Here is a 25,597-nt window from a genome sequence, read left to right on the forward strand (position 1 = left end):
CTGAAACCTGCTGGAGAGAAAGGAATGTCTTCATTGATTCGCGCCGCTGTCCTCGGCCTGGCCCTGGCGGGCCTCGCTGGCTGTACCTCGAAACCGGTACTGACCCCGCAAGAGCAACTGGTGGTTGGCCACAACTACAGCCAGGAGCAGGTACAGCAGGCCATCCTCAAGGCCGTGGCCGAGCGTGGCTGGACCGCCCGCAAGATCAGCCCGAACCTGATCCAGGCCGACATCCTGGTGCGCAACACCTTCTACGCCGCCGTCGACATCCGCTACAGCGTCAGCAACTTTCGCATCAATTACCGCGACAGCCGCGAGCTGGGCTACAACAACGGCAAGATTCACCGCAACTACAACCGTTGGGTGAACAACCTCGACAAAAGCATCCTGCAAGAGCTGAACAGGATGGAAGCGCAAAACATCATGCAACGCGCCATCAACGAACAGCATTCGAACACTGTTAAATAATCAAGGAACGACCCGATGCGCCTGAAAACCTGGACCGCCACCGCCACTCTGCTGCTCTGCGCCCTGCCCGGCCTCAGCCAGGCCCGTGACACCACCCACTACCTGCCGTTCGAGAAAGTCGTGGCGCAGATGACCGCCGAGAACAAGCTCGACGGTTCGGTGAAGTTCTACCTGGCCGGCGTGCAGCCCAAGGGCAAGGTCACCGTGGTCAGCCCGGCGGCGGTCACCAACAAGAAGACCAACGCCTTCAACAAGACTGACGAAGCGGCCTGTGAATGGGCCCTGCAATCGGCGCTGCTGACCATGCAGGACGCCGCGCGCAAGGTTGGCGCCAACGCCGTGACCAACATCAGCAGCTACTACAAGCGCAACGAGCGCAAGGATGCCACCACCTACGAATGCCATGCCGGTGCGGTCATGGCTGGCGTTGCGCTGAAGGGCGACCTGGCCAAGGTCCAGTAACTCAGCTGCGTTCCAGGGCCTGCCGGGTCAACAGCTCGGCAAAGGCCCTGGCCATCGCTGACGGCGCATCGCGGCGCTGCACAAGCCACACGGCCGTCACCGCGTCGTCGTCGAGCAAGGTCCGGTACACCACCCCGTCGATACGCATGCGCTGGAACGAGGCCGGCAACACCGATACCCCCAGCCCCGCCGCCACCAGGCCGATGATGGTCATCGCCTCCCCCGCCTCCTGGGCAAAATGCGGACTGAACCCGGCCTGACGCGCCAGGCTCAGCAACTGCGCGTGCAAGCCGCTGCCATAGCTGCGCGGAAAGAACACGAACGGCTCGTGAGCCAGGGCCGCCATGCGCACCCCGGCTTCGCTACTTTGCGCCAACGGGTGAGCGGCATTGATCACTGCCACCAGTGGTTCGCGAAACAGCTCGACAGCATTCAGGCTCTCGGGCAACGCCAGCGGCCGCATCAGGCCGACTTCGATCGACTCGTCGAGCAAGGCATCGGCCACGTCGCGGCTGCTCATCTCCTTGAGGTTCAGGTGCACCGCCGGGAAGCGTTGGCGAAAGGCGTGAATGGCCTTGGGGATGCTCGAATTGAACGGCGCCGATGAGGTGAAGCCGATCTTCATCTCGCCCAGCTCACCCAGTTGCGCACGTCGGGCGACATCGGCAGCCTTGTCGACTTGCGCCAGCACCAGCCGTGCCTCTTCGAGGAACAGGCGCCCGGCCTCGCTGAGCTCGACCCGACGATTGGTACGCTCGAACAAGCGTGCCCCCAGCTCCTGTTCCAGGGCCTGGATCTGCTGGCTCAACGGCGGTTGGGAGATCCCCAGGTTCTGCGCCGCCCGGCCAAAATGCAGCTCTTCGGCGACGGCGATGAAGTAGCGCAGGTGACGCAATTCCATGGCAGCTCCAATAGGTCGTAAAACCTCTTAAACAGGTCGAACAATATATTGGAAATGATCATTAGCCAGCTATATGCTTTTTTCACTGCCTGCCAGGCCGTAGCGCCCCCGAGGTCACCCGTGAAAACTGCTGTTGCGCCACACGCCCACGAACTCCCCCCTGCTCCCCTGGACGAAATCGTCGCCACCTTCAACGAAAGCTGGATCGAAAAAGGCACCCCGGCCTTTTTACGTACCGTGCTGGCGCTGTTCTGCGGCGGCTTTGCCACCTTTGCCCTGCTGTACTGCGTGCAGCCGATGATGCCGCTGCTGTCCCAGGAGTTCTCGATCAGCGCCGCGCAAAGCAGCCTGATCCTCTCGGTATCCACCGGTATGCTGGCATTCGGGCTGCTGATCACCGGGCCGATTTCCGACCGCATCGGACGCAAGCCGGTGATGGTTTTCGCCTTGTTTTGCGCAGCGCTGTGCACCATCGTCAGCGCCCTGATGCCCAGCTGGCACGGCGTACTGCTGACCCGCGCCTTGCTCGGGTTGTCGCTGAGCGGCCTGGCGGCGGTGGCCATGACTTACCTCAGCGAAGAGATCCACCCCCAGCACATTGGCCTGGCCATGGGCCTGTACATCGGTGGCAATGCCATTGGCGGCATGAGCGGGCGCTTGATCACCGGCGTGCTGATCGACTTCGTCAGCTGGCACACGGCGATGCTGGTCATCGGCGGCCTGGCACTGGTTGCGGCGGCGGTGTTCTGGAAGATCCTCCCGGAATCGCGCAACTTCCGCCCGCGCTCGCTGCACCCGCGCAGCCTGCTTGATGGCTTCACCCTGCACTTTCGCGATGCCGGCCTGCCGTGGCTGTTCCTCGAAGCCTTCCTGCTGATGGGCGCTTTCGTCACCCTGTTCAACTACATCGGCTATCGCCTGCTGGCCGAGCCCTATCACATGAGCCAGGCGCTGGTCGGGCTGTTGTCGGTGGTGTACCTGTCGGGGATCTACAGCTCGGCACAGATCGGCGCGCTGGCCGACAAGCTGGGCCGGCGCAAGGTGTTCTGGGCCACCATTTTGCTGATGTTCAGCGGCTTGCTGATGACCCTGCTCAGCCCCTTGCTGCTGATCATCGTTGGCATGCTGGTGTTTACCTTCGGCTTTTTCGGCGCGCACTCGGTGGCCAGCAGCTGGATCGGCCGACGGGCGACCAAGGCCAAGGGCCAGGCGTCGTCGTTGTACCTGTTCAGTTACTACGCGGGGTCGAGTGTGGCGGGGACAGCGGGCGGGGTGTTCTGGCATCAGGCGGGGTGGAACGGCATCGGCCTGTTCATTGGCAGCTTGCTGGTGGTGGCCTTGCTGGTGGCGGTGCACTTGAGCCGGTTGCCGGCCAAGGCCTGAAATGCAAATCGCGGGGCAAGCCCGCTCCCACAGGTTCAGTGTAGGAGCGGGCTTGCCCCGCGATGCATTCTTTAGTTAATCACTTCAACCAGATCAACATCCACTTCACGGCTCATCAGGTGCTTCTCGACTTCACCGGTCAGCTTGACCTTGGTCTTGTCGTTGAAGGCCACCGGCGGCAGGTCTTCGTCATCGATCTCGACGGTGATGGTGCCGGTGGTGTCCTTGAACTCGTACTTGTCATCGTTGTTCACTTTCTTGATGACGTAGCCTTGCAGCACCACCGGGGTGTCGTCAGCGGCGTCGTTAGCGGCGGCCACCGTGGTCACCGACTGGGCGCCAGGGCCGGTGTAGCCGGCAGCCAGGGCAGCGGTGCTGAACAGTGGGGCAAGCAGCAGAGCGAGGTAACGAGCTTTCATGGTGAAGATCCTGTCTGGGTTTCGATGGAGCCAGATTACCCAGGCAGGCTGAATTGAACCTTAATGGCAGTGGGAGCGGCCTTGCCCCGCGATCGCGCTGGTTCAGCCAGGTCGCAATCGCGGGGCAAGCCCGCTCCTACTTAGTGGTACTGCGCCGACAGCTCGTGCACGGCGTTGATGAACGCGCCGGCGTGCTCCGGATCAACTTCCGGGGTGATGCCATGACCGAGGTTGAACACATGACCGGTGCCATGGCCGTAGCTGGCGAGGATGCGCCCGACTTCGGCACGAATGGCCTCCGGCTTGGCGTACAGCACGGTCGGGTCCATGTTGCCCTGCAGGGCAACCTTGCTGCCGACACGCTGACGGGCTTCGCCGATGTCGCAGGTCCAGTCCAGGCCCAGGGCATCAGCGCCGGCATCGGCGATGCTTTCCAGCCACAGGCCGCCGTTCTTGGTGAAGAGGATCACCGGCACCTTGCGCCCTTCGTGCTCGCGGATCAGGCCGCTGACGATCTTGCGCATGTAGGCCAGGGAGAACTCCTGGTAGGCCGCCGCCGACAGGTTGCCACCCCAGGTATCGAAGATCTGCACCGCTTGCGCGCCGGCGAGGATCTGCCCGTTGAGGTAGCTGATGACCGACTGCGCGAGCTTGTCGAGCAGCAGGTGCATGGCCTGCGGATTGTCGTAGAGCATGGCCTTGGTCTTGCGGAAGTCTTTCGACGAGCCGCCTTCGACCATGTAGGTGGCCAGGGTCCAGGGGCTGCCGGAGAAGCCGATCAGCGGCACGCGGCCATTGAGCTCGCGGCGGATGGTGCTGACCGCGTCCATGACGTAGCCCAGGTCCTTCTGCGGATCAGGGATCGGCAGCGCTTCGATGTCGGCCAGGGTGCTGATGACCTTCTTGAAACGCGGGCCTTCGCCGGTTTCGAAGTACAGGCCCTGGCCCATGGCGTCAGGGATGGTGAGGATGTCCGAGAACAGGATCGCGGCGTCCAGCGGGTAGCGGTCCAGCGGTTGCAGGGTGACCTCGCAGGCAAACTGCGGGTTCATGCACAGGCTCATGAAGTCGCCGGCCTTGGCGCGGCTGGCGCGGTACTCCGGCAGGTAGCGGCCGGCCTGGCGCATCATCCACACCGGGGTGACGTCTACGGGTTGCTTGAGCAGGGCGCGCAGAAAACGATCGTTCTTCAAGGCAGTCATGTCGGCATCCGGAAAAAAAGTGGGGGCATTTTCTCAGAGCCCAACGTAAAAGGCACGGTATCAACCGTGCCTTTTGTCTATCGACTTGTGACAGGTCAATAGATTTCCTTAAAAGCATCGCTGGCAAGCCAGCTCCCACAGTGTACGCGGTGACTTTGTGGGAGCTGGCTTGCCAGCGATGAGGCCCGATCAGACCTCCAGGTAATCCAGAATCCCCTCGGCGGCATTGCGCCCCTCGAAGATCGCCGTCACCACCAGGTCGGAACCGCGGACCATGTCGCCACCGGCGAAGATCTTCGGGTTGCTGGTCTGGTGCTTGTAGGTGTTCTTCTCCGGTGCCACCACGCGGCCCTGGCTGTCGGTCTGGATGCTGAACTGCTCGAACCACGGCGCCGGGCTCGGGCGGAAGCCGAAGGCGATGACCACGGCATCGGCCGGGATGATCTCTTCGGAGCCCGGGATCGGCTCGGGGCTGCGGCGGCCACGGGCGTCCGGCTCACCGAGACGGGTCTCGACCACCTTCACGCCTTCGACCTTGTCTTCACCGACAATCGCAATCGGCTGGCGGTTGTAGAGGAACTTCACGCCTTCTTCCTTGGCGTTCTTCACCTCTTTGCGCGAGCCGGGCATGTTCGCCTCGTCCCGACGGTAGGCACAGGTCACGGCCTTGGCGCCCTGGCGGATGGAGGTGCGGTTGCAGTCCATCGCCGTGTCGCCGCCACCGAGTACCACGACCTTCTTGCCCTTCATGTCGACGAAATCTTCCGGCGACTTTTCAAAGCCCAGGTTGCGGTTGACGTTGGCCACCAGAAAATCCAGGGCATCGTGCACGCCGGGCAGGTCTTCACCGGGGAAGCCGCCCTTCATGTAGGTGTAGGTGCCCATGCCCATGAACACGGCATCGTATTCCTCGAGCAGCTGCTCCATGCTGACATCCTTGCCCACCTCGGTGTTGAGGCGGAACTCGATGCCCATGCCGGTGAAGACTTCGCGGCGATTGCTCAGCACGGTCTTTTCCAGCTTGAACTCGGGGATGCCGAAGGTCAGCAAGCCGCCGATTTCCGGGTTGCGGTCGAACACCACCGGAGTCACCCCGCCGCGCACCAGCACGTCGGCGCAACCCAGGCCGGCCGGACCGGCGCCGATGATGGCAACGCGCTTGCCGGTCGGCTTGACCTTGGACATGTCCGGGCGCCAGCCCATGGCGAAAGCGGTGTCGGTGATGTACTTCTCCACCGAGCCGATGGTCACCGCGCCAAAGCCGTCGTTGAGGGTGCAGGCACCCTCGCACAGGCGGTCCTGCGGGCACACCCGGCCGCAGACTTCCGGCAGGGTGTTGGTCTGGTGCGACAGCTCCGCGGCGGCGAGGATGTTGCCTTCGGCGACCAGCTTCAACCAGTTGGGGATGAAGTTGTGCACCGGGCACTTCCACTCGCAGTACGGGTTGCCACAGCCCAGGCAGCGGTGGGCCTGTTCGGCCGACTGCTGGGGTTTGAAGGGCTCGTAGATTTCCACGAACTCTTTCTTGCGTTGACGCAACAGTTTCTTCTTCGGATCCTTGCGCCCGACCTCGATGAACTGGAAGTCATTACTCAGACGTTCAGCCATGTTCAAAACCTCATCAAACTCTTCAGGCGCATATCACTGCGGGTTGGCACGGGTGCTGGACAGCAGGTTCTTCAGGTTGGCCGCCTTCGGCTTGACCAGCCAGAAGCGCCGCACGTAGTCGTCCAGGTTTTCCCAGAGCTCACGACCCCATTCGCTGTTGGTTTCTTCGACGTATTCAGCCAGCACGCGCTGCAGGTGGCTGCGATAAGCCTCCATGGCCTCGCCGCTGATGCGCTGGATCTCGACCAGTTCGTGGTTGAGCTTGTCGACGAAGCTGTTGTCCATGTCCAGCACGTAGGCAAAACCACCGGTCATGCCCGAGCCGAAGTTGTAACCGGTCTTGCCCAGAACGCAGACAAAGCCACCGGTCATGTACTCACAGCAGTGATCGCCTGTGCCCTCGACAATCGCGTGGGCACCGGAGTTGCGCACGGCAAAGCGCTCGCCCGCGGTACCGGCGGCGAACAGCTTGCCGCCAGTGGCGCCGTACAGGCAGGTGTTGCCGATGATGGCGCTGTGCTGGGTAGCGAACGGGCTGCCCGCAGGCGGTACGATCACCAGCTTGCCACCGGTCATGCCTTTACCGACGTAGTCGTTGGCATCGCCTTCGAGGTACATGTTCAGGCCACCGGCGTTCCATACGCCGAAGCTCTGCCCGGCAGTGCCCTTGAAGCGGAAGGTGATCGGTGCCTTGGCCATGCCCTGGTTGCCGTGCAGGCGGGCGATTTCGCCGGAAATCCGCGCGCCGATGGAGCGGTCGCAGTTGCAGATGTCCAGGGCGAACTCGGCGCCCGACAGGTCGCGGATGGCCGGCAGGGCCATATCGACCATCTTCTCGGCCAGCACGCCCTTGTCGAACGGCGGGTTGCGGTCGACTTCGCAGAACTGCGGCTTGTCGGCCGGCACGTGCTCGCTGCCCAGCAGCGGGCTGAGGTCCAGGTGCTTCTGCTTCTCGGTTTCGCCGGGGAGCATTTCCAGCAGGTCGGTACGCCCGATCAGCTCGCCGAGGCTGCGCACGCCCAGCTTGGCCAGCCACTCACGGGTTTCTTCGGCGACGTAGGTGAAGAAGTTCACCACCATGTCGACGGTGCCGATGTAGTGATCCTTGCGCAGCTTGTCGTTCTGGGTGGCGACGCCGGTGGCGCAGTTGTTCAGGTGACAGATACGCAGGTACTTGCAGCCCAGGGCGATCATCGGTGCGGTACCGAAGCCGAAGCTTTCGGCGCCAAGGATCGCCGCCTTGATCACGTCCAGGCCGGTTTTCAGGCCGCCGTCGGTCTGCACCCGGACCTTGCCGCGCAGGTCGTTGCCGCGCAGGGTCTGGTGGGTTTCGGCCAGGCCAAGCTCCCACGGCGCACCAGCGTACTTGATCGAGGTCAGCGGCGAAGCGCCGGTACCGCCGTCGTAGCCGGAGATGGTGATCAGGTCGGCATAGGCCTTGGCCACGCCGGCGGCGATGGTGCCAACACCCGCTTCTGCCACCAGCTTGACCGAAACCAGCGCCTGCGGGTTGACCTGCTTGAGGTCGAAGATCAGCTGCGAGAGGTCCTCGATCGAGTAGATGTCATGGTGCGGCGGTGGCGAGATCAGGGTCACGCCAGGCACGGCGTAGCGCAACCGGGCGATCAGGCCGTTGACCTTGCCGCCAGGCAGTTGCCCGCCCTCACCCGGCTTGGCGCCCTGGGCCACCTTGATCTGCAGCACTTCGGCGTTGACCAGGTACTCGGGGGTTACGCCAAAGCGGCCGGTGGCCACCTGCTTGATCTTCGAGCTCTTGATGGTGCCGTAGCGGGCCGGGTCTTCGCCGCCCTCACCGGAGTTCGAGCGCGCACCCAGGCGGTTCATCGCCTCGGCCAGGGCTTCGTGAGCCTCCGGCGACAGCGCGCCAAGGGAGATCCCGGCGGAGTCGAAGCGCTTGAGAATCGCTTCCAGCGGTTCGATCTCGCTCAGCTCCAGCGGCTGCTCCAGGGTTTTCACCTTGAGCAGGTCGCGAATCATCGACACCGGACGCGTGTCGACCAGCGCGGTGTATTCCTTGAACTTGCTGTAGTCGCCCTGCTGCACGGCGGCCTGCAGGGTGTTGACCACGTCCGGGTTGTAGGCGTGGTATTCGCCACCGTGGACGAACTTCAGCAGGCCACCCTGCTGGATCGGCTTGCGCGCGCTCCACGCTTCGGCGGCGAGTAGCTTCTGCTCGTTCTCGATGTCGACGAAACGGGCGCCTTTCAGGCGGCTGGCAACGCCACGGAAGCTCAGGTTCACCACTTCTTCCGAGAGGCCGACGGCTTCGAACAACTGCGCACCACGGTAGGAACCGACAGTCGAGATACCCATCTTCGAGAGGATCTTCAACAGGCCCTTGGAGATGCCCTTGCGGTAGTACTTGAACACTTCGTCCAGGTCACCGAGCACTTCGCCGGTGCGGATCAGGTCGGCCAGCACTTCATAGGCCAGGTACGGATAGACGGCCGAAGCACCGAAACCGATCAGCACGGCGAAGTGATGCGGGTCGCGGGCGGTGGCGGTTTCAACCAGGATGTTGCTGTCGCAACGCAGGCCCAGCTCGGTCAGGCGGTGGTGCACGGCACCCACGGCCAGCGAGGCATGTACCGGCAGCTTGCCCGGGGCGATATGGCGGTCGCTCAGCACCAGCTGGGTCTTGCCGCTGCGCACGGCTTCTTCGGCCTGGTCGGCGATGTTGCGCACCGCTGCTTCCAGGCCAAGGCCTTCTGCGTAGTTGAGGTCGATCAACTGACGCTCGAAACCGGGACGGTCGAGGTTCATCAGCGAACGCCATTTGGCCGGCGAGATCACTGGCGAGCTGAGGATCACCCGCGAGGCGTGCTCGGGGGATTCCTGGAAGATGTTGCGCTCGGCACCCAGGCAGATCTCCAGCGACATGACGATCGCTTCACGCAGCGGGTCGATCGGCGGGTTGGTGACCTGGGCGAACTGCTGGCGGAAGTAGTCGTAGATCGAACGCACGCGCTGCGAAAGGATCGCCATCGGCGTGTCGTCGCCCATCGAACCGACCGCTTCCTGGCCTTGTTCGCCGAGCGGACGCAGCACCTGGTCGCGCTCTTCGAAGGTGACCTGGAACATCTTCATGTATTGCTTGAGCTGGTCAGCGTCGTAGCTGGCCACGCCCTGGTCGTCGCTGAGGTCAGCCTGGATGCGCAGGGCATTCTGACGCAGCCAGCGCTTGTACGGGTGGCGCGACTTCAGGCGGTTGTCGATGGCATCGGTGTCGAGGATCTGCCCGGTTTCGGTGTCCACGGCAAAGATCTGCCCCGGGCCGACACGGCCCTTGGCGATCACGTCTTCGGGCTTGTAGTCCCACACGCCGATTTCCGACGCCAGGGTGATGTAGCCGTTCTTGGTGGTGACCCAGCGCGCCGGGCGCAGGCCGTTGCGGTCGAGCAGGCACACCGCGTGGCGGCCTTCGGTCAGTACCACACCGGCCGGGCCGTCCCACGCTTCCATGTGCATGGAGTTGTATTCGTAGAAGGCGCGCAGGTCGGCGTCCATGGTCTCGACGTTCTGCCACGCCGGCGGAATGATCATGCGCACGCCACGGAACAGGTCGATGCCGCCAGTGACCATCAGTTCGAGCATGTTGTCCATGCTCGAGGAGTCGGAACCGACACGGTTGACCAGCGGGCCGAGCTCTTCGAGGTCGGGGATCAGGTCGTTGGCGAACTTGGTGCGACGCGCCTGGGCCCAGTTGCGGTTACCGGTGATGGTGTTGATTTCGCCGTTATGGGCGAGGAAGCGGAACGGCTGCGCCAGCGGCCATTTCGGCAGGGTGTTGGTCGAGAAGCGCTGGTGGAACACGCAGATCGCGGTTTGCAGGCGCTCGTCGCTCAGGTCCGGATAGAAGGCGGCGAGGTCCGCCGGCATCATCAGGCCTTTGTAGATGATGGTCTTGTGCGAAAAGCTGCAGATGTAGTGGTCGGTGTCGGCGGCATTGGCCACCGAAGAGCGACGACGGGAACTGAACAGCTTGATGGCGAATTCCTGATCGCTCAGGCCTTCACCGCCAACGAACACCTGCTCGATCTGCGGCAGGCGCTCCAGGGCCAGGCGGCCGAGGACGCTGGTGTCGATCGGCACTTTGCGCCAGCCCACCAGTTGCAGGCCCGCCGCGAGGATCTCGCGGTTCATGTTGGCGCGCGCGGCTTCAGCCTTGGCGTTGTCCTGATTGAAGAACACCATGCCGACCGCGTACTGCTTGGGCAGCTCATTGCCGAACTGTTCGCGGGCCACGGCGCGCAGGAACTGATCGGGCTTCTGCATGAGCAGACCGCAACCGTCGCCGGTCTTGCCGTCGGCGTTGATCCCACCGCGGTGGGTCATGCAGGTCAGGGCCTGGATGGCCGTTTGCAAAAGGTGGTGGCTGGGTTCGCCCGTCATATGGGCGATCAGGCCGAAACCACAGTTATCCTTGAATTCTTCGGGATGGTACAGACCTGTTTTCATAGACACTTTCTCACCAGGTTCGCCTCTCACCAAGGCAAATCTTTTTTTAGTACAACCACTTACCATCCACGCCGAACGAATGCCAGCTTTGCGGGGGCAATAGGGGAGCCATTGTTGCACAGCGACAGGGAAGCCCACAAATTTACGACGAATTGCCGTAAATCCATGTCGCGTTTTTGAATGTTTTTAAGCGTGCGCCGTGGTAACGGCATGGCTTGAGTCTGAAGCGTTTCAGCCTGGACTGCAAGATGGGCTTGTGGCCGGCAGTCTGGGACAGAAAAGCCTGCCGCGCAGTACGCAGCAGGCTTGACCGATGTTCAGGAGTCGCTCAGCAGGTGGCGGGGGTAGTGCCACCAGGCTATATCAGCGGGTCGAGGCCAGTTCTTGTTGGACGCTGGCGACGGTACGTGGCCAAGGTTTACCAGCCTGGACCTTGGCTGGCAAGGCCTTGATTGCAGCCAGAGCGGCATCACGGCTGGCAAAGTTGCCGTAAGTGATGACGTACAGTGGCTTGCCCTGCAGGGTTTTCTTGAAGTAGCGATAGTCGCCACCTTGAGCCTTGACGAAGGCCTGGGCCGACGCTTCGGAGCTGGTACCGAGGATTTGCACGACATAATTGCCCGGCTTCTGCCCGGCATACCAGCTACCACCGGCCGCAGGCTTGGCCGCCGGCTTCTCTGCAGGTTTAGGCGCAGGCTTGGCGGTTGCAACCTGGGTTGGCGCAGGCTTGGCCACCGGTGCAACCGGCTTGCTGGCAACTGGCGCTACCGGCTGCTGCACAGGTGCAACCGGCTGTGCCGCAGCAACAGGCTGTGCTGGCGTTGGCGCCGGGCCAGCGGCGACACCCGCTGGCGGTGCAATCGTGGTGACGGTCGGCGGTTGCAGAGCGGTTTCGCCAGCCGGCGTGGATTCTTCGCCTTCACCCATGCCGGTGGACTCGGCCAGCGGGCCACGCATGACCGGTTGCGACTGGCCTACCAGCGGCAGGGGCATCGGCTGCGAGTTGCCGGCGAATTCGATCGCCGGGCCGCCATTGTTCGACTGGGCATTGCCTGGCTGACCTTCGCCCAGTGGCAGTTGCGCCTGCTCGGCAGGGGCAGTAGGCGCCTGGTCACCCTTCTTCGGCATCAGCACGGCGGCCGCGACGGCGACCACAACGACTGCAGACAACGCCAGCACATGTTTCTTCGGCATATTGAACCCCATTGATGGTCGCTTCGCCGTTGTGCGGCTGGCGATCATGGCTTCGATCAAGGTATCGCGGGCGACCTGGTTGATTGCCCCAGGCCAGCCGTCAGAGTTTTGGTGAATATCAACGATCTGCTCACTGCTGAACACCTCGATGCCCCGCCCGGCACCTTCCAGGCGCTGCTCGAGGTATTCACGGGTTTCTTCTTCGCTGTAGGGCTCAAGCTCGATGACGTGAAACCGCTCTTGCTCGGCATTGAGCTCTTCCAGCCCGGCGATCAGTGACGGCTCGCCAAACAGGAAGACATGCGGACGCCCTTCCGGAGTGCCCGCCGCCAACTCCAGCAAGGCTTGGAGTGCCGACTCGCCAAGTTGTTCCGCATCGTCCACCAGCAGATAGACTTCCTGCCCGGTCAGTGCCAGTTGCACCACCTGGGCAAGAATGTCCGGAACTTCAGCCTGGGCCACGCCCAGCGACTGGGCAACCTGGGCGAGCAGGCTGGCGGCATCGCTGGCGCCACGGGCGGAAACCACCACGCTCTGCACCGATTGCTTGTTGGTGCTGGCCACCAGGGCCTGGCGCAGCAGGGTCTTGCCACTGCCTTGAGGGCCGGTGACCACCAGCAGCAACTGGCTGTAACGGGCCAGGTGGTGCAGTTGACCGAGCACCGGCTTGCGCTGGGCAGGGAAGAATTTGAAACCCGGCACCCGTGCAGCGAAGGGGTCGTGGTTCAACTGGTAATGGCCGAGAAAGGCCTCGTCGGCATGCAAACTAGTCATCGGACGCTCATCAACCTCAAAGCTGGGCCACGATCGCGCGGTAATCCGCGGCCAGCGTGGCCTGAAGAATCTCTTTTGGATAGTCGTCGGTGACCACCGCTTCGCCCATGCGGCGCAGCAGGACCAGACGCAGACGACCGTCGAGTACCTTTTTATCTACTGCCATGTGTTCCATGAACTGCGCCGGGGACATCTGTGCCGGCGGCACAACCGGCAAGCCTGCATCCTGGAACAGACGGATACCACGGTCACGCTCCTGCTGGCTGATCCAGCCCAGGCGCATGGACATCTCCAGGGCCATTACGGTGCCAGCAGCGACGGCCTCACCGTGAAGCCACACACCATAGCCCATGTGGGTCTCGATGGCGTGGCCAAACGTGTGGCCCAGGTTCAGGGTGGCGCGCACGCCCGACTCGCGTTCATCGGCGCCAACCACCGCGGCCTTGGCCGCGCAGGAACGGCGGATGGCTTCAGTCAGCGCCGCCTGGTCGAGGCCGCGCAGGGCCTGCATGTGCTCTTCGAGCCAGCCAAGAAACGGTTCGTCACAGATCAGGCCGTACTTGATCACTTCGGCCAGGCCCGCCGACAGCTCGCGCGGTGGCAGGGAATTGAGGCTGCGGGTGTCGATCAGCACCGCGTTGGGCTGATAGAAGGCACCGACCATGTTCTTGCCCAGCGGGTGGTTGATACCGGTCTTGCCACCCACCGACGAATCGACCTGGGACAGCAAGGTCGTCGGCACCTGGATGAAATCCACGCCGCGCTGGTAGCAGGCAGCAGCAAAGCCGGCCATGTCGCCAATCACCCCGCCGCCAAGCGCGACCACGGTAGTACGGCGGTCGTGGCGGGCAGTCAGCAGCGCATCGAAGATCAGCTGCAGGGTTTCCCAGTTCTTGTAAGCCTCACCATCCGGCAACACCACCGGCAGCACCGAATAGGCACCCAGGGTCTTGCGCAGACGGTCGAGATAGAGGGGCGCGACAGTCTCGTTGGACACGATGGCGACCTGCCGGCCAGCGATATGCGGCGCCAGCAGTTCAGGCTGATCCAGCAGGCCTTCGCCAATGTAGATCGGGTAGCTACGTTCGCCCAATTCGACCTTTAGTGTCTGCATGTGTCCCCACAATGAACTAGGCGCGGCATCGATGGCTCGAACCGCGCGATAACGGTGTGCCCTGTCACGGCATGACTGGTCGCCGAGGATAGTCCTGGCTTAACGGGGCGGCAACTTCTGCAAGCGCTCGAGAATATCCTGCACCACCATCCGCGGCGGCCGTTCGTCGGTTTCCACCACCAGATCGGCAATCTCGCGGTAAAGCGGGTCGCGAACCTCCAGCAGCGCGCGCAAGGTCGCCTCCGGGTTGGCCGTGCGCAGCAACGGCCGGTTGCGATCACGCGAGGTGCGCCCGACCTGCTGCTCGACCGAGGCGTGCAGGTACACCACCCGCCCGCCGGCATGCAGGGACTGGCGGTTAGCATCGCGCATCACCGCGCCACCACCGGTAGCCAGCACCACGCCATCTAACGCGCAAAGCTCGGCGATCATCGCCTGCTCGCGGTCACGAAAGCCCGGCTCGCCTTCCTTGTCGAAGATCCACGGGATATTGGCGCCGGTGCGCAATTCAATTTCCTTGTCGGAATCCTTGAACGGCAGGCGCAGCTCTTTGGCCAGCAGGCGGCCGATGGTGCTTTTGCCAGCACCCATCGGCCCCACAAGTATCAAATTTCGCACAGAATCAACGACTCACAGCAATCGCCTGGTCACTCATGATACGCGGAGTCAGGAAGACCAGCAGCTCGGATTTTTTCTCTTGTAGAACATCGCGACGAAACAGCCGCCCAACATACGGCACATCGCCGAAAAATGGCACCTTGTCGACAACTTTACTTTGCACCGTCGAGTACACGCCGCCGATCACGATGGTCTCGCCATCATTGATGCGTACCTTGGCGTTGACCTCGTTCTTGCGGATCGCCGGCACGTGATCAAGGGCATTGAGGTAGTCGGGCTCGTCCTTGGTCACCTTGACCGCCATGATCACCCGGTTGTCCGGGGTAATCTGCGGGGTCACCTCAAGAGACAGCGACGCCTCGCGGAAGGTCACGGACGTGGCACCGCTGCCGCTGGTTTCCTGGTACGGCACTTCGGTGCCCTTGAGGATCCGCGCGGTTTCCTTGTCGGCGGTAACCACCTTGGGCTGGGAGATGACTTCGCCGTTGCCGGTCTTTTCCATGGCGCTGAGTTCCAGATCGAGCAATACGTTATTGCGCACCAGGCCAACCCCGATGCTAGCCGCCGCCCGATCGACACCGAGGTCGACAAAAGTCTCGGCGCTGCCAAGGCTCAAGCCCTTGCCCACCTGCACAGCCCCACCCCAGCGCACCCCAAGACTCTTCTCGAAATCGACATTGGCCTCGACGATGCGTGCTTCGATCATCACCTGACGAACCGGCACGTCCAGTTCGCCGATCAGCCTGCGCAGCTCTTCCAGGCGCTCCGGCGGCTGACTGGCGACCAGGGTGTTGGTGCGCTCGTCGACACTCAGCGAGCCGTGGCTGGCGCCCCCGGCCTCATGGGCCATCAGGGCATGGAAAAGCTCGGCAATATCAGTGGCCTTGGCGTGGTGAATCGGGATCAGCTCGCGCCGTGACGGCACTGATCCGGCCAGCTCGGCAAGCGGCGCGACCAACAGCACATTACCGTCCTTGCGTTGCTCCAGGCCCTTGCTGCGCAGCACCAGGTCCAACGCGTGATCCCAGGGCACATCCTGCAAACGCAAAGTCACCTTGCCCTGCACCGCATCACTGGCCACCAGGTTGACCCCAGAAAAGTCGGCCAGCACCTGCAACACCGTGCGTACCTCGACATCCTGGAAATTCAACGACAGCGGCTCACCGCCGTACAGCTGCTTCCCCGCAAACGCACCGGCAGACAGGCAGCTCCCTATCAGCGCGGCAACAACACCTCCCTTGCCCATCGATGACCTCCCTGGTCAGCACCTTCATCGCAGGGCGAGTATTCGCCGCCGCGCTTGCCAGCCTTGGCCGGCGACAAAAACCTGCTCGATGACTTCGATCTGGCGCTCACCGACCTCGACAACCTGCCCCTGATCACGGCCCAGCCGGTCGCCGACCTGCAGCCGATGCACCCGGCCATCGGCCTGAATCAGCGCGTAGCGGACTCCGCGACTGGCCAGGCTACCGACCATCTCTAGCCGCTCCAGCGCCAGGCGCTGCAACCCATCGGCATACGGCTGCAGAGCAGAAGGCGCAAAGGGATCGCGCAGCACAGTGACTGCTCGTCGCTCGGGAAGCGACGGCTGCAGGCCCTCTGCCAAGGCATGCAGCGAGTGCTGACGATAGGACCGGGCTTGCAGTTCCATGTGCATAAGCCCCGCATCGGCCGGCTTGAGCGAAAGGCCATGCAAGGTCACCAGCCGCGATTGCCCGGCCAGGTCAGCAAAGAACGCGGCGAGGGCCGAAAAGGCGCCACGCAGACGCAGTTGCAGGGGGAGTTCAAGGTAGTGCTCCGCGGACGACGCTTCGAGTACCTGCAACTGTTCGATGGCCACCTCATGGGCCTCGGCCAGGCGGGACAGGGTTTCGAACACAGCTGGCTCGTCACTCCCCACCGACAATTGCCAGCGGGCTTGTTGCAGTCGGCTGCGCACTGCTGCGGCCTGCTCGACGCTGCCTGCACCCTCGCGCGGCGATTGATCGGCCACTTGGGCTGCCTGCGTCATCAACGGCCGCAAATGCAGGGTGTAAGCCAAGCCCGCCAGCAGTGCCAGCAACCCTGTCAGCATCACAACCTGCACAGGCCAGACGCACCGTGCCACCCGACCCCAGAAGCTCAAGGCGCAACCTTCAGGGCTGCGACCAGCTCGAACGCATGGCCTTCCTCGACTGCACTCAACTGCTGTAATTCGGCAGAACTGATCAAGGGTGAAGACGAAAGGCTGCCTGCCAGCTGCGCAACCGCTGAAGCCGACTGAGCCATCCCGGCAAGCCTTAGCGCAGTCGGCTCCTGGCTCAGGGCGGTGAGGTACAGTCCGTCGGGCATGGCCCGCTCGACCTGCTCGAGCAAATCCACGGCGAAATAGCGACCGGCCTGCAAGCCCTCCAACTGACGCAGTTCATGCAACAAGGCCTCAGGCTCCCGCTGCCCACCGCCCTGTTTGAGCGCGGCCTGACTCAACGCCTGTTCCTGCAACACGCCCCGAAAATGGTAATCAACAACCCCGGTGGCAACAGCCGCCAGCAGCACAACACCGGCACAGCCTGCCTGAAACCTTCGAATACACAGTTGATGGCGGCGCTCGCGCCATGGCAACAGGTTTAGCCGCACACCCCGCATGGCCAGGCCGCAGGCAACGGTCAGGCTCGATGCCTCGTGGGAAAGATCGGCGTCGATCTGCAGCGCTGCCGCATCGTCAGTGGTCGCACGCTGCAATGCATGGCTATCAACCTCCAGCACCCTGGCGCTCAGCCCTGCGACTTCAAAGGTGCCCTCCAGCACATCCAGCAACCCGCGATGGCAGGCCGCAACAGCCACCTGCACGCTCACAGCATCGCCGGCAGGCGGCTCCAGCACCCGGTAATCCAGAGCGGTGTCTTCAAGGTCAAAGGGGATGAACTGCTCGGCGGCATCGCGCACCTGTGCAGCGACTTCGGCATCGCTCAGGCCTGTCGGCAGCGTCATCAATTTGCTGATGGCCCGCGCGGCCGGCAATGCCACAGCGGCCTGCCGACAGCGGCTACCACTGCGCTGCAGCGCGCGCTTCAAGGCCTGGCCGACCACTTCGGGGTCGGCAATCCAGCCGTCCAGCATGGCCCCTGCAGGCAGCGGCTCAAGCGCCCAGGCCCGCACGTGCCAGGCGCCTTTGCGTCGGTGCAACTGCACCAGTCGGATAGACGGCGGGGCAATTTCTATCCCCAGGAGTGAACCGGCATCCATGCCGAAGCGTCCAAGCATTGGTTTTTTCCTTGCTGACGACAGCCGCGCGCGTAACGCGGCGAGTTGAAAAATGCTTATAATGCCCAGCGTTTATCCTTTGTCCGCTGGCCCCGCGCGCAACCCATTCTTCTATCTGGACGCCCAAAAGCCTTGATACGCCTGCTGAAGTTCTTCTGGTGGTCTTTCGTCGCAGTCATCTGCGCGCTCGTGCTCGGTCTGAGCGGCGCATTTCTGTATCTTAGCCCCAGCTTGCCCTCGGTAGAGGCCCTCAGAAGCATCCAGTTGCAGATCCCTTTGCGGGTCTACAGCAGCGACGGCAAGCTGATCGCCGAGTTCGGCGAAATGCGCCGCTCGCCCATCCGTTTCGCCGACATTCCGCCGCATTTCATCCAGGCTTTGCTGTCGGCCGAAGACGACAATTTCGCCAATCACTACGGCGTCGACCCCAGCAGCCTGATGCGTGCTGCAACACAATTGCTCAAGTCCGGGCATATCCAGACCGGCGGCAGCACCATCACCATGCAGGTGGCGAAGAACTTCTTCCTCAGCAGCGAACGCAGCTTCTCGCGCAAGACCAACGAGATTCTCCTGGCCCTGCAGATCGAACGCGAACTGACCAAGGACGAGATCCTCGAGCTGTACGTCAACAAGATCTACCTGGGCAACCGCGCCTACGGCATCGAGGCCGCAGCGCAGGTGTACTACGGCAAATCGATCCGCGATGTGAGCCTGGCGCAGATGGCGATGATCGCCGGCCTGCCGAAAGCACCGTCGCGCTTCAACCCGCTGGCCAACCCGGTGCGCGCCAAAGAGCGCCGCGACTGGATCCTGGGGCGCATGTACAAGCTCGGCAAGATCGACGAAGCCAGCTACCAGGCGGCCCTGGCCGAGCCGATCAACGCCAGCTACCACGTACCGACTCCAGAAGTTAACGCCCCTTACATCGCCGAAATGGCCCGCGCTGAAATGGTCGGCCGCTACGGCAGCGATGCCTACACCGAAGGCTTCCGCGTCACCACCACGGTGCCGAGCGACCTGCAGGAAATCGCCAACAAAGCCGTACTCAACGGCCTGACGGCCTACGACGAGCGCCATGGTTACCGTGGCCCCGAGTCGCGCTTCCCGGGCAAGACCCGCGACGCTTGGGTGCAGGAACTGAGCAAGCAACGCCCGCTGGGCGGCCTGGAACCGGTGATCGTCACCGAAGTCAGCAAGGCCGGCCTGCAGGTGCTGACCCGCGCCGGCAATCAGGAGAGCGTAGCCTGGGACACCATGAAGTGGGCCCGCCCGTTCCTCAACACCAACAGCCAGGGCCGTGCGCCGCAGCAACCCTCGGACGTTGCCCAGGTCGGTGACCTGATCCGCGTACAGCGCCTGGACGACGGCAGCCTCAAGTTCAGCCAGGTGCCAGGGGCGCAGAGCGCTCTGGTATCGCTGGACCCGAACAGCGGCGCGATCCGCGCCCTGGTCGGCGGTTTCTCGTTCGAACAGAGCAACTACAACCGCGCCATGCAGGCCAAGCGCCAACCAGGTTCGAGCTTCAAGCCGTTCGTGTACAGCGCCGCGCTGGACAACGGCTATACCGCCGCCAGCCTGGTCAACGACGCGCCGATCGTGTTCGTCGACGAGTACCTGGACAAGGTCTGGCGGCCGAAGAACGACACCAACACCTTCCTCGGCCCGATCCGCATGCGCGAGGCGCTGTACAAGTCGCGCAACCTGGTATCGATCCGCCTGCTGCAGGCCATGGGTGTCAGCTCGACCATCGACTACATCAGCAAGTTCGGCTTCAACAAGCAGGACCTGCCGCCCAACCTGTCCCTGGCCCTGGGCACCGCAACCCTGACGCCGATGGAAATCGCCACCGGCTGGAGCTCCTTTGCCAACGGCGGCTACAAGATCAGCCCGTACCTGATCGAGCGCATCGAAAGCCGCAACGGCGAGACCCTGTTCACCGCCAACCCGCCACGTGTGCCGCAAGCCGAGCAGGTCGAAGCCGGCATCGCCGCACCAGAGCAGGCAATCAGCACCCAACTGCCAGGTGAAGGCCTAAGTACCGTCACCAGCAACGAACCTGCTGCCATCGCTCAACCGCCGGCCGTGGCCGAGCGCATCATCGACGGTCGCACCAGCTACATCCTCACCAGCATGCTCCAGGACGTGATCAAGCGCGGCACCGGGCGCCGCGCCCTGGCCCTGGGCCGTACTGACCTGGCCGGCAAGACCGGCACCACCAACGAGTCCAAGGACGCCTGGTTCTCCGGCTACAACGCCGATTACGTAACCACGGTGTGGACTGGTTTCGACCAGCCGGAAACCCTTGGCCGCCGCGAGTATGGCGGCACGGTGGCGCTGCCAATCTGGATGAGCTATATGGGCGCCGCGCTCAAGGACAAACCCAACCATGCCCCGGCCGAGCCGGAAGGCATCCTCAGCCTGCGCGTCGACCCGGTCAGTGGCCGGGCAGCGGCACCGGGTACACCGAATGCCTACTTCGAACTGTTCAAGGCCGAAGATACGCCGCCGTCGGTCAATGAGCTGGGCAACGGCAGTGCGCCAGGCAGCCCGCTGCCAGCGGACGAAGCGGCACCGATCGACCTGTTCTGATGGCCAATGGGGCTGCTTCGCCAGCCCATCGCCGGCAACGCCGGCTCCCACAATCGCGCTGCATACGCTGAACCTGTGGGAGCTGGCCTTGCCAGCGATGAAGCCAACACCCACCCACAGACGATCCCCCACAAAAAAGCCCCGACTCTCGCGAGCCGGGGCTTTTGGTTACAACGCTACAACAGCTTAGCCGTTGAACACGTCATCCACGCTTTTCAGCGGGTAGTTCTTCGGATACGGCAGGGTCGCTACGCCAGTCTCGATTGCGGCCTTGGCCACGGCATCGGAAACGACGGTGATCAGACGGGCATCCATTGGCTTCGGAATGATGTACTCACGGCCGAATTCCAGGGCGTCGACGCCGTAGGCTGCGCAAACTTCCTTCGGCACTGGCAGCTTGGCCAGGTCTTTCAGGGCGTTGGCGGCGGCGATCTTCATTTCTTCGTTGATGCGCTTGGCGCGAACGTCCAGGGCACCGCGGAAAATGAACGGGAAGCCCAGTACGTTGTTGACCTGGTTCGGGTAGTCGGAACGACCGGTGGCCATGATCACGTCATCACGGGTGGCGTGAGCCAGCTCCGGGGAGATCTCTGGGTCAGGGTTGGAGCAGGCGAACACGATCGGGTTCGGCGCCATCGACTTCAGGCCTTCAGCGCTCAGCAGGTTCGGGCCGGACAGGCCGACGAACACGTCAGCGCCTTGCAGGGCATCAGCCAGGGTGCGCTTGTCGGTAGCGTGGGCGAACACTGCCTTGTACTGGTTCAGGTCGTCACGGCCAGCGTGGATCACGCCAGTACGGTCAACCATGAAGATGTTCTCGATCTGTGCGCCCATGCTCACCAGCAGTTTCATGCAGGAGATGGCGGCAGCACCGGCGCCCAGGCAGACGATCTTGGCGTCGGCCAGGTTTTTGCCAGCAATTTCCAGGGCGTTGATCATGCCGGCGGCGGTAACGATCGCGGTGCCGTGCTGGTCATCGTGGAATACCGGGATGTCGCACTGTTCGATCAGCGCGCGCTCGATTTCAAAGCACTCTGGCGCCTTGATGTCTTCGAGGTTGATGCCGCCGAAGGTGATGGAAATACGCTTGACGGTGTCGATGAAGGCCTGCGGGCTCTCGGAGTCGACTTCGATGTCGAACACGTCGATACCGGCGAAACGCTTGAACAGAACGCCCTTGCCTTCCATGACCGGCTTGGACGCCAGTGGGCCGAGGTTACCCAGGCCGAGGATGGCGGTGCCGTCGGAAATGACTGCTACCAGATTGCCCTTGCCGGTGTACTTGTACGCCAGCTCTGCATCGCGAGCAATTTCGCGTACCGGCTCAGCAACGCCTGGGCTATAGGCCAGCGCCAGGTCGCGAGCAGTCGCGGTAGGTTTGGTGAGCTCGACGCTCAGTTTCCCCGGACGAGGCTGAGCATGATATTCGAGAGCGGCGGTTTTCAGATCTGACATGGTGGGCATTCCGCTATTTACTGTTCTGACGGACCGCCGAGGATACGCAAAGAGCAAAGGGCCGACAAGACTGGTCGGTCACTTGTGTCAAGGCCTTTAACCTACGACTTTCCGCCAAGAGCCGCAGTCTGCAAGGGTTTCGATGTGTACAATCGAAATTAAAAATGTAGACAATTTTTTATCTTTCGACCCTTTCCAGCATCGAAGGATCGGTCAGCGGTAGCAACCAGCGCTGCTGACCAGGCTTCAGGCCACCTTTGCGGGAACGATCCAGCACCCAACCGCGGGCTTCGATGTGCCGACCTTTCAGATCAGTAAAGAAGGAAGAGGGGAAATTGCGCTGCAGGCGCGCCGGCACCTGGAGCACCAGAGAATCGTCAATTTCGATCCAGATACCACCGCGATTGCGCTCGATATCCATCACCTTTCCACTTATCAGTGCAAAGCCAGACTGGCGCAACTCGCTTGCCGGGGTCTGTGGCGCTTGCCGCCACAGGCCCTTGCCGGCCTGACGAGCGGCGCGCTCGGCCTGCTCCTGGCAGACTGTCAGTGAGACGTTTGGCGCCACCGCAACCCGGTAGCCAAGGCCTTCACTGAGCAGTTGTGCTTCGAAATTGTCGCCAGAGCGGCCGTAGACATGCGCCAGAGTGCGGCCGTATTTGTCCCGCGCCTCGACCCCGGGAACCAGGCCAACCTGGCCGCCACTGGTCTTGACCAGGGCCTGCAAGCGTTGGCGCGCGGCCTCGGCGAAGGCTTCACTGGTGCGACCCTTGCGACCGATTTCCGGTGCATTGATACCGATCAAGCGAACGCTGCGACCATCATTCAGACGCAAGGTATCGCCGTCGACCACCTGACGCACGCTGACGACCTGCGCATCGACGGGTGCCGTGCAGAACGCCAGGGCCGGCAACTGCCAAATCGCGCCCATAAAAAAGGCGCCCGCGAGGGACGCCTTTTTCAGCAGCAATGCCAAACCCATGGGGCCAGCTTCGCGCAATCTTACTTCTTGGCACCGAACATGCCGAAGCGATCGGCGAACTTCTGTACGCGGCCGCCGGTGTCCAGGACCTTCTGCTTACCGGTGTAGAACGGGTGGCAGAGGTTGCAAACGTCGATCGGCAGGGCCTTGGCCAGAGTCGAACGAGTTTCGAATTTGTTACCGCAGCTGCAGGTAACTTCTACAGCTTCGTATACCGGATGGATATCGGCTTTCATGGTGTTTCCTCAGTGCTGACGTGCCGCCACTCAACACCATTGTTGAATACCGCACGCAAAATAGGGTCGGAATAATACCAGAGCAAACAGCCAACGCAAGTTGTCGCTTACACCGGCGGTCGTCTGCTAGGCTCGCCGGACCCTGGAATTCCCCTGCAGAGAACCTTTCGCGTGTCCGACGTCATTCTACGCCTTGCCCTGCCCTCGCCCCTGCGGCGGCTGTTCGACTACAGGGCACCGGCGAGCATGGCGCGCCAGGCACTGACCCCGGGCATGCGTATTCGCGTACCGTTCGGTCGACGCGAGATGATCGGCATCCTCATCGAAATCAGCGAAACCAGCGAGGTACCGGCCGACAAGCTGAAGCCGGCCATTGCCCTGCTCGACCCGGTGTCGCCACTGCCGCCGGCACTGTTCAAGTTGTGCCTGTGGACCGCGCAGTATTATCAGCACAGCCTCGGCGACACCCTTAGCTGGGCGCTGCCGGTGCTGCTGCGCCAGGGCGAGCCGGCCGAGGCGCGCCAGGAGCGATTCTGGCAAGTGGCCCCGGGGGCACGCCTGGACGACCCGCGCATCACCCGCGCGCCACGGCAACGCGAAGCCCTGGCGACCCTGGCGCAGCACCCCCACGGCGTGGCCCACACACTGCTGAGCAAACTGATGCTGAGCAAGGACAGCCTCGACCTGCTGCTGGCCAAGGAGCTGGTTCAGGTTGAAGTACGCCGCCACCTGCCCCAGGAGCGTCACGAACACTGGCTGGCGCAGCCGGAGCTGCCACTGAACGACGAGCAGCGCGCTGCCTTCAACGCCGTGCGTTCGGGCTTTGACAGCTTTCATGCCTTTTTATTGGCCGGGGTCACCGGCAGCGGCAAGACCGAGGTCTACCTGCAGTTGATCCGCGAAACCCTGGAAGCCGGCAAGCAAGCGCTGATCCTGATCCCGGAGATCAACCTCGGGCCGCAAACCCTGGCGCGCTTCGAGCAGCGTTTCAACGCGCGCATCGCCTTGCTGCACTCGGCGGTCAACGACCGCGAGCGCCTGGATGCCTGGCTGGCCGCCCGTGACGGTGAAGCCGACATCATCATCGGCACCCGTTCGGCACTGTTCACACCGATGAAAAACCCGGGGCTGATCATCATCGATGAAGAGCACGACGGCTCGTACAAACAGCAGGAAGGCCTGCGCTACCACGCCCGCGACCTGGCGCTGGTACGCGCGCGCCAGGAGAACATCCCGATCCTGCTGGGCTCGGCCACGCCTTCGCTGGAGAGCCTGCACAACGCCCACAGCGGCCGCTACGGCCTGCTGCACCTGCACCAGCGCGCTGGCGGCGCCCAGCAGCCACGCTTCTTGCGCCTGGATGTAAAAAGCCGGCCGCTGGACAGCGGCATCAGCGGTCCGATGCAGCAAGCCATTGGCCAGACCCTGGCTGCCGGCCAGCAAGTACTGGTGTTCCTCAACCGCCGCGGCTTTGCCCCGACACTGCTGTGCCATGACTGCGGCTGGATGTCCGAATGCCCGCGCTGCGATGCACGGATGACCGTGCACCAGCGCTCCAACGAGCTGCGCTGCCACCACTGCGGCTATGACGAGCGGGTGCCGCGCCAGTGCCCGCAGTGCAACAAGGTCGACCTGCGCCCGGTCGGCGCCGGTACCGAGCGCGCCGAAGAGCGCCTGAGCATTCTCTTTCCGGATTACCCGGTACTGCGCGTTGACCGCGACAGCACCTCGCGCAAGGATGCGATGAACCAGTTGTTCGCCACCATCCAGCGCGGCCAGCCGTGCATCCTGGTCGGCACCCAGATGCTCGCCAAGGGGCATCACTTTCCGCGGGTGACCCTGGTGTCGATCCTCGATGCCGACGGCGGACTGTTCTCCGGCGATTTTCGCGCCAGCGAGCGCATGGCGCAGATGATCGTCCAGGTCGCCGGCCGGGCCGGGCGCGCCGAAGAGCCGGGCAAGGTGATCATCCAGACCCACCTGGCCGACCATCCTTTATTGGTGCAACTGACCGAACAAGGCTACTTCGCCTTTGCCGAACAGGCCTTGAGCGAGCGCCGCGCCGCCGGTTTGCCGCCTTTCGCGCACCTGGCCCTGCTGCGCGCTGAAGCGCACAAGCCAGGGCAAGCCGAGGGTTTTCTCGATGAAGCCTGCAGCGCCGCCGAGCAGTTGCTGGCCGAACAGAACTTGCACGGTATCGAGCTGCTCGGCCCGGTACCGGCACCCATGGAGCGCCGTGCCGGGCGGTTTCGTGCGCAATTGTTGCTCCAGGCCAATGCCCGGGCACCTTTGCATCGACTGATCAGCGCCTGGTTGCTAGTGTTGGAGCAGATGCCGTCCGGGCGGCAGGTGCGTTGGTCGCTGGATGTCGATCCGGTGGATTTGTACTGACAGGGATGGCCCCATCGCTGGCAAGCCAGCTCCCACAATGTCTACAGTGACTGCACAATTGAAAATCCCCAGAGACTCC

The 25,597-nt window shown here is 63.1% G+C and carries 19 protein-coding genes; 5 read left to right on the top strand and 14 right to left on the bottom strand.

Going from position 1 to position 25,597, the window contains the following annotated elements:
• Positions 1–24: 24 nt before the first annotated feature.
• Together CCOS864_RS26540 and CCOS864_RS26545 are read left to right on the top strand one after the other, a co-directional pair.
• On the top strand, positions 25–468 hold the full coding sequence (locus CCOS864_RS26540) for a hypothetical protein (protein WP_115089369.1): 444 nt from the start codon (positions 25–27) through the stop codon (positions 466–468).
• 15 nt (positions 469–483) lie between these two features.
• Complete coding sequence (locus CCOS864_RS26545) at positions 484–930, top strand: excinuclease (protein WP_115089371.1); 447 nt, start codon at positions 484–486, stop codon at positions 928–930.
• Position 931: 1 nt separating this feature from the next.
• Here the strand turns inward: CCOS864_RS26545 and CCOS864_RS26550 are convergent, their stop codons facing one another.
• Positions 932–1,831, bottom strand: a complete 900-nt coding sequence (locus CCOS864_RS26550; RefSeq protein ID WP_115089373.1) for a LysR family transcriptional regulator — start codon at positions 1,829–1,831, stop codon at positions 932–934.
• Positions 1,832–1,999: 168 nt separating this feature from the next.
• On the opposite strand from CCOS864_RS26550, the gene CCOS864_RS26555 reads away from it, so the two are divergent.
• Positions 2,000–3,214, top strand: coding sequence for an MFS transporter (locus tag CCOS864_RS26555; RefSeq protein ID WP_233673592.1), 1,215 nt, complete (start codon positions 2,000–2,002; stop codon positions 3,212–3,214).
• A 71-nt stretch (positions 3,215–3,285) separates the two neighbouring features.
• Here the strand turns inward: CCOS864_RS26555 and CCOS864_RS26560 are convergent, their stop codons facing one another.
• From CCOS864_RS26560 to pilM, 10 genes are all read right to left on the bottom strand, one after another.
• Positions 3,286–3,633: a YgiW/YdeI family stress tolerance OB fold protein gene (locus CCOS864_RS26560; RefSeq protein WP_115089377.1), complete on the bottom strand. Its 348-nt coding sequence runs from the start codon at positions 3,631–3,633 to the stop codon at positions 3,286–3,288.
• Between the two features lie 140 nt (positions 3,634–3,773).
• Complete coding sequence (gene hemE, locus CCOS864_RS26565; protein ID WP_038997633.1) at positions 3,774–4,835, bottom strand: uroporphyrinogen decarboxylase; 1,062 nt, start codon at positions 4,833–4,835, stop codon at positions 3,774–3,776.
• Between the two features lie 189 nt (positions 4,836–5,024).
• A complete protein-coding gene (locus tag CCOS864_RS26570) occupies positions 5,025–6,443 on the bottom strand; it encodes an FAD-dependent oxidoreductase (protein WP_010222236.1) in 1,419 nt (472 codons plus the stop codon).
• A 33-nt stretch (positions 6,444–6,476) separates the two neighbouring features.
• Entirely contained in the window at positions 6,477–10,922 is a 4,446-nt protein-coding gene (gltB, locus tag CCOS864_RS26575) for a glutamate synthase large subunit (protein ID WP_115089378.1), read from the bottom strand.
• Positions 10,923–11,285: 363 nt separating this feature from the next.
• Positions 11,286–12,890, bottom strand: coding sequence for an SPOR domain-containing protein (locus CCOS864_RS26580; protein ID WP_115089380.1), 1,605 nt, complete (start codon positions 12,888–12,890; stop codon positions 11,286–11,288).
• 16 nt (positions 12,891–12,906) lie between these two features.
• Entirely contained in the window at positions 12,907–14,004 is a 1,098-nt protein-coding gene (gene aroB, locus CCOS864_RS26585; RefSeq protein WP_115089383.1) for a 3-dehydroquinate synthase, read from the bottom strand.
• 99 nt (positions 14,005–14,103) lie between these two features.
• Positions 14,104–14,622: a shikimate kinase AroK gene (aroK, locus tag CCOS864_RS26590; protein ID WP_115089385.1), complete on the bottom strand. Its 519-nt coding sequence runs from the start codon at positions 14,620–14,622 to the stop codon at positions 14,104–14,106.
• A gap of 4 nt (positions 14,623–14,626) precedes the next feature.
• Complete coding sequence (locus CCOS864_RS26595) at positions 14,627–15,868, bottom strand: type IV pilus secretin PilQ (RefSeq protein ID WP_115089387.1); 1,242 nt, start codon at positions 15,866–15,868, stop codon at positions 14,627–14,629.
• 24 nt (positions 15,869–15,892) lie between these two features.
• The gene (locus tag CCOS864_RS26600) at positions 15,893–16,696 is read right to left on the bottom strand and encodes a pilus assembly protein PilP (RefSeq protein ID WP_148708577.1); all 804 of its coding nucleotides are present in this window, start codon (positions 16,694–16,696) and stop codon (positions 15,893–15,895) included.
• Between the two features lie 47 nt (positions 16,697–16,743).
• Entirely contained in the window at positions 16,744–17,865 is a 1,122-nt protein-coding gene (gene pilM / locus CCOS864_RS26605) for a pilus assembly protein PilM (protein ID WP_115089389.1), read from the bottom strand.
• Between the two features lie 135 nt (positions 17,866–18,000).
• Between pilM and CCOS864_RS26610 the strand changes: the two genes are divergently transcribed.
• Positions 18,001–20,454 carry a penicillin-binding protein 1A gene (locus CCOS864_RS26610; protein WP_167458922.1) on the top strand — a complete coding sequence of 818 codons (2,454 nt, stop codon included), beginning with the start codon at positions 18,001–18,003 and terminating at the stop codon, positions 20,452–20,454.
• A gap of 186 nt (positions 20,455–20,640) precedes the next feature.
• On the opposite strand, the gene CCOS864_RS26615 is transcribed toward CCOS864_RS26610, so the two are convergent.
• The 3 genes from CCOS864_RS26615 to rpmE all read right to left on the bottom strand — a co-directional run bounded on the left by CCOS864_RS26615 (position 20,641) and on the right by rpmE (position 23,127).
• Positions 20,641–21,909 carry a malic enzyme-like NAD(P)-binding protein gene (locus CCOS864_RS26615; protein ID WP_115089391.1) on the bottom strand — a complete coding sequence of 423 codons (1,269 nt, stop codon included), beginning with the start codon at positions 21,907–21,909 and terminating at the stop codon, positions 20,641–20,643.
• Positions 21,910–22,087: 178 nt separating this feature from the next.
• On the bottom strand, positions 22,088–22,909 hold the full coding sequence (locus CCOS864_RS26620; RefSeq protein ID WP_115089392.1) for a thermonuclease family protein: 822 nt from the start codon (positions 22,907–22,909) through the stop codon (positions 22,088–22,090).
• Between the two features lie 2 nt (positions 22,910–22,911).
• A complete protein-coding gene (rpmE, locus tag CCOS864_RS26625) occupies positions 22,912–23,127 on the bottom strand; it encodes a 50S ribosomal protein L31 (protein WP_010222223.1) in 216 nt (71 codons plus the stop codon).
• Between the two features lie 171 nt (positions 23,128–23,298).
• Between rpmE and CCOS864_RS26630 the strand changes: the two genes are divergently transcribed.
• Entirely contained in the window at positions 23,299–25,518 is a 2,220-nt protein-coding gene (locus tag CCOS864_RS26630) for a primosomal protein N' (protein ID WP_115089393.1), read from the top strand.
• The last annotated feature ends 79 nt before the right edge of the window (positions 25,519–25,597 follow it).

The organism is Pseudomonas wadenswilerensis (genome assembly GCF_900497695.1).
Taxonomy (GTDB): Bacteria; Pseudomonadota; Gammaproteobacteria; order Pseudomonadales; family Pseudomonadaceae; genus Aquipseudomonas; species Aquipseudomonas wadenswilerensis.

Coding starts and splice junctions, on each gene's coding strand:
- rpmE (WP_010222223.1), bottom strand. CDS start 23,127: ATGAAAGCCGATATCCATCCGGTATACGAAGCTGTAGAAGTTACCTGC.
- CCOS864_RS26615 (WP_115089391.1), bottom strand. CDS start 21,909: ATGTCAGATCTGAAAACCGCCGCTCTCGAATATCATGCTCAGCCTCGT.
- CCOS864_RS26570 (WP_010222236.1), bottom strand. CDS start 6,443: ATGGCTGAACGTCTGAGTAATGACTTCCAGTTCATCGAGGTCGGGCGC.
- CCOS864_RS26550 (WP_115089373.1), bottom strand. CDS start 1,831: ATGGAATTGCGTCACCTGCGCTACTTCATCGCCGTCGCCGAAGAGCTG.
- CCOS864_RS26545 (WP_115089371.1), top strand. CDS start 484: ATGCGCCTGAAAACCTGGACCGCCACCGCCACTCTGCTGCTCTGCGCC.
- pilM (WP_115089389.1), bottom strand. CDS start 17,865: ATGCTTGGACGCTTCGGCATGGATGCCGGTTCACTCCTGGGGATAGAA.
- hemE (WP_038997633.1), bottom strand. CDS start 4,835: ATGACTGCCTTGAAGAACGATCGTTTTCTGCGCGCCCTGCTCAAGCAA.
- CCOS864_RS26540 (WP_115089369.1), top strand. CDS start 25: ATGTCTTCATTGATTCGCGCCGCTGTCCTCGGCCTGGCCCTGGCGGGC.
- CCOS864_RS26595 (WP_115089387.1), bottom strand. CDS start 15,868: ATGGGCAAGGGAGGTGTTGTTGCCGCGCTGATAGGGAGCTGCCTGTCT.
- aroB (WP_115089383.1), bottom strand. CDS start 14,004: ATGCAGACACTAAAGGTCGAATTGGGCGAACGTAGCTACCCGATCTAC.
- CCOS864_RS26560 (WP_115089377.1), bottom strand. CDS start 3,633: ATGAAAGCTCGTTACCTCGCTCTGCTGCTTGCCCCACTGTTCAGCACC.
- CCOS864_RS26600 (WP_148708577.1), bottom strand. CDS start 16,696: ATGCTGACAGGGTTGCTGGCACTGCTGGCGGGCTTGGCTTACACCCTG.
- gltB (WP_115089378.1), bottom strand. CDS start 10,922: ATGAAAACAGGTCTGTACCATCCCGAAGAATTCAAGGATAACTGTGGT.
- CCOS864_RS26580 (WP_115089380.1), bottom strand. CDS start 12,890: ATGACTAGTTTGCATGCCGACGAGGCCTTTCTCGGCCATTACCAGTTG.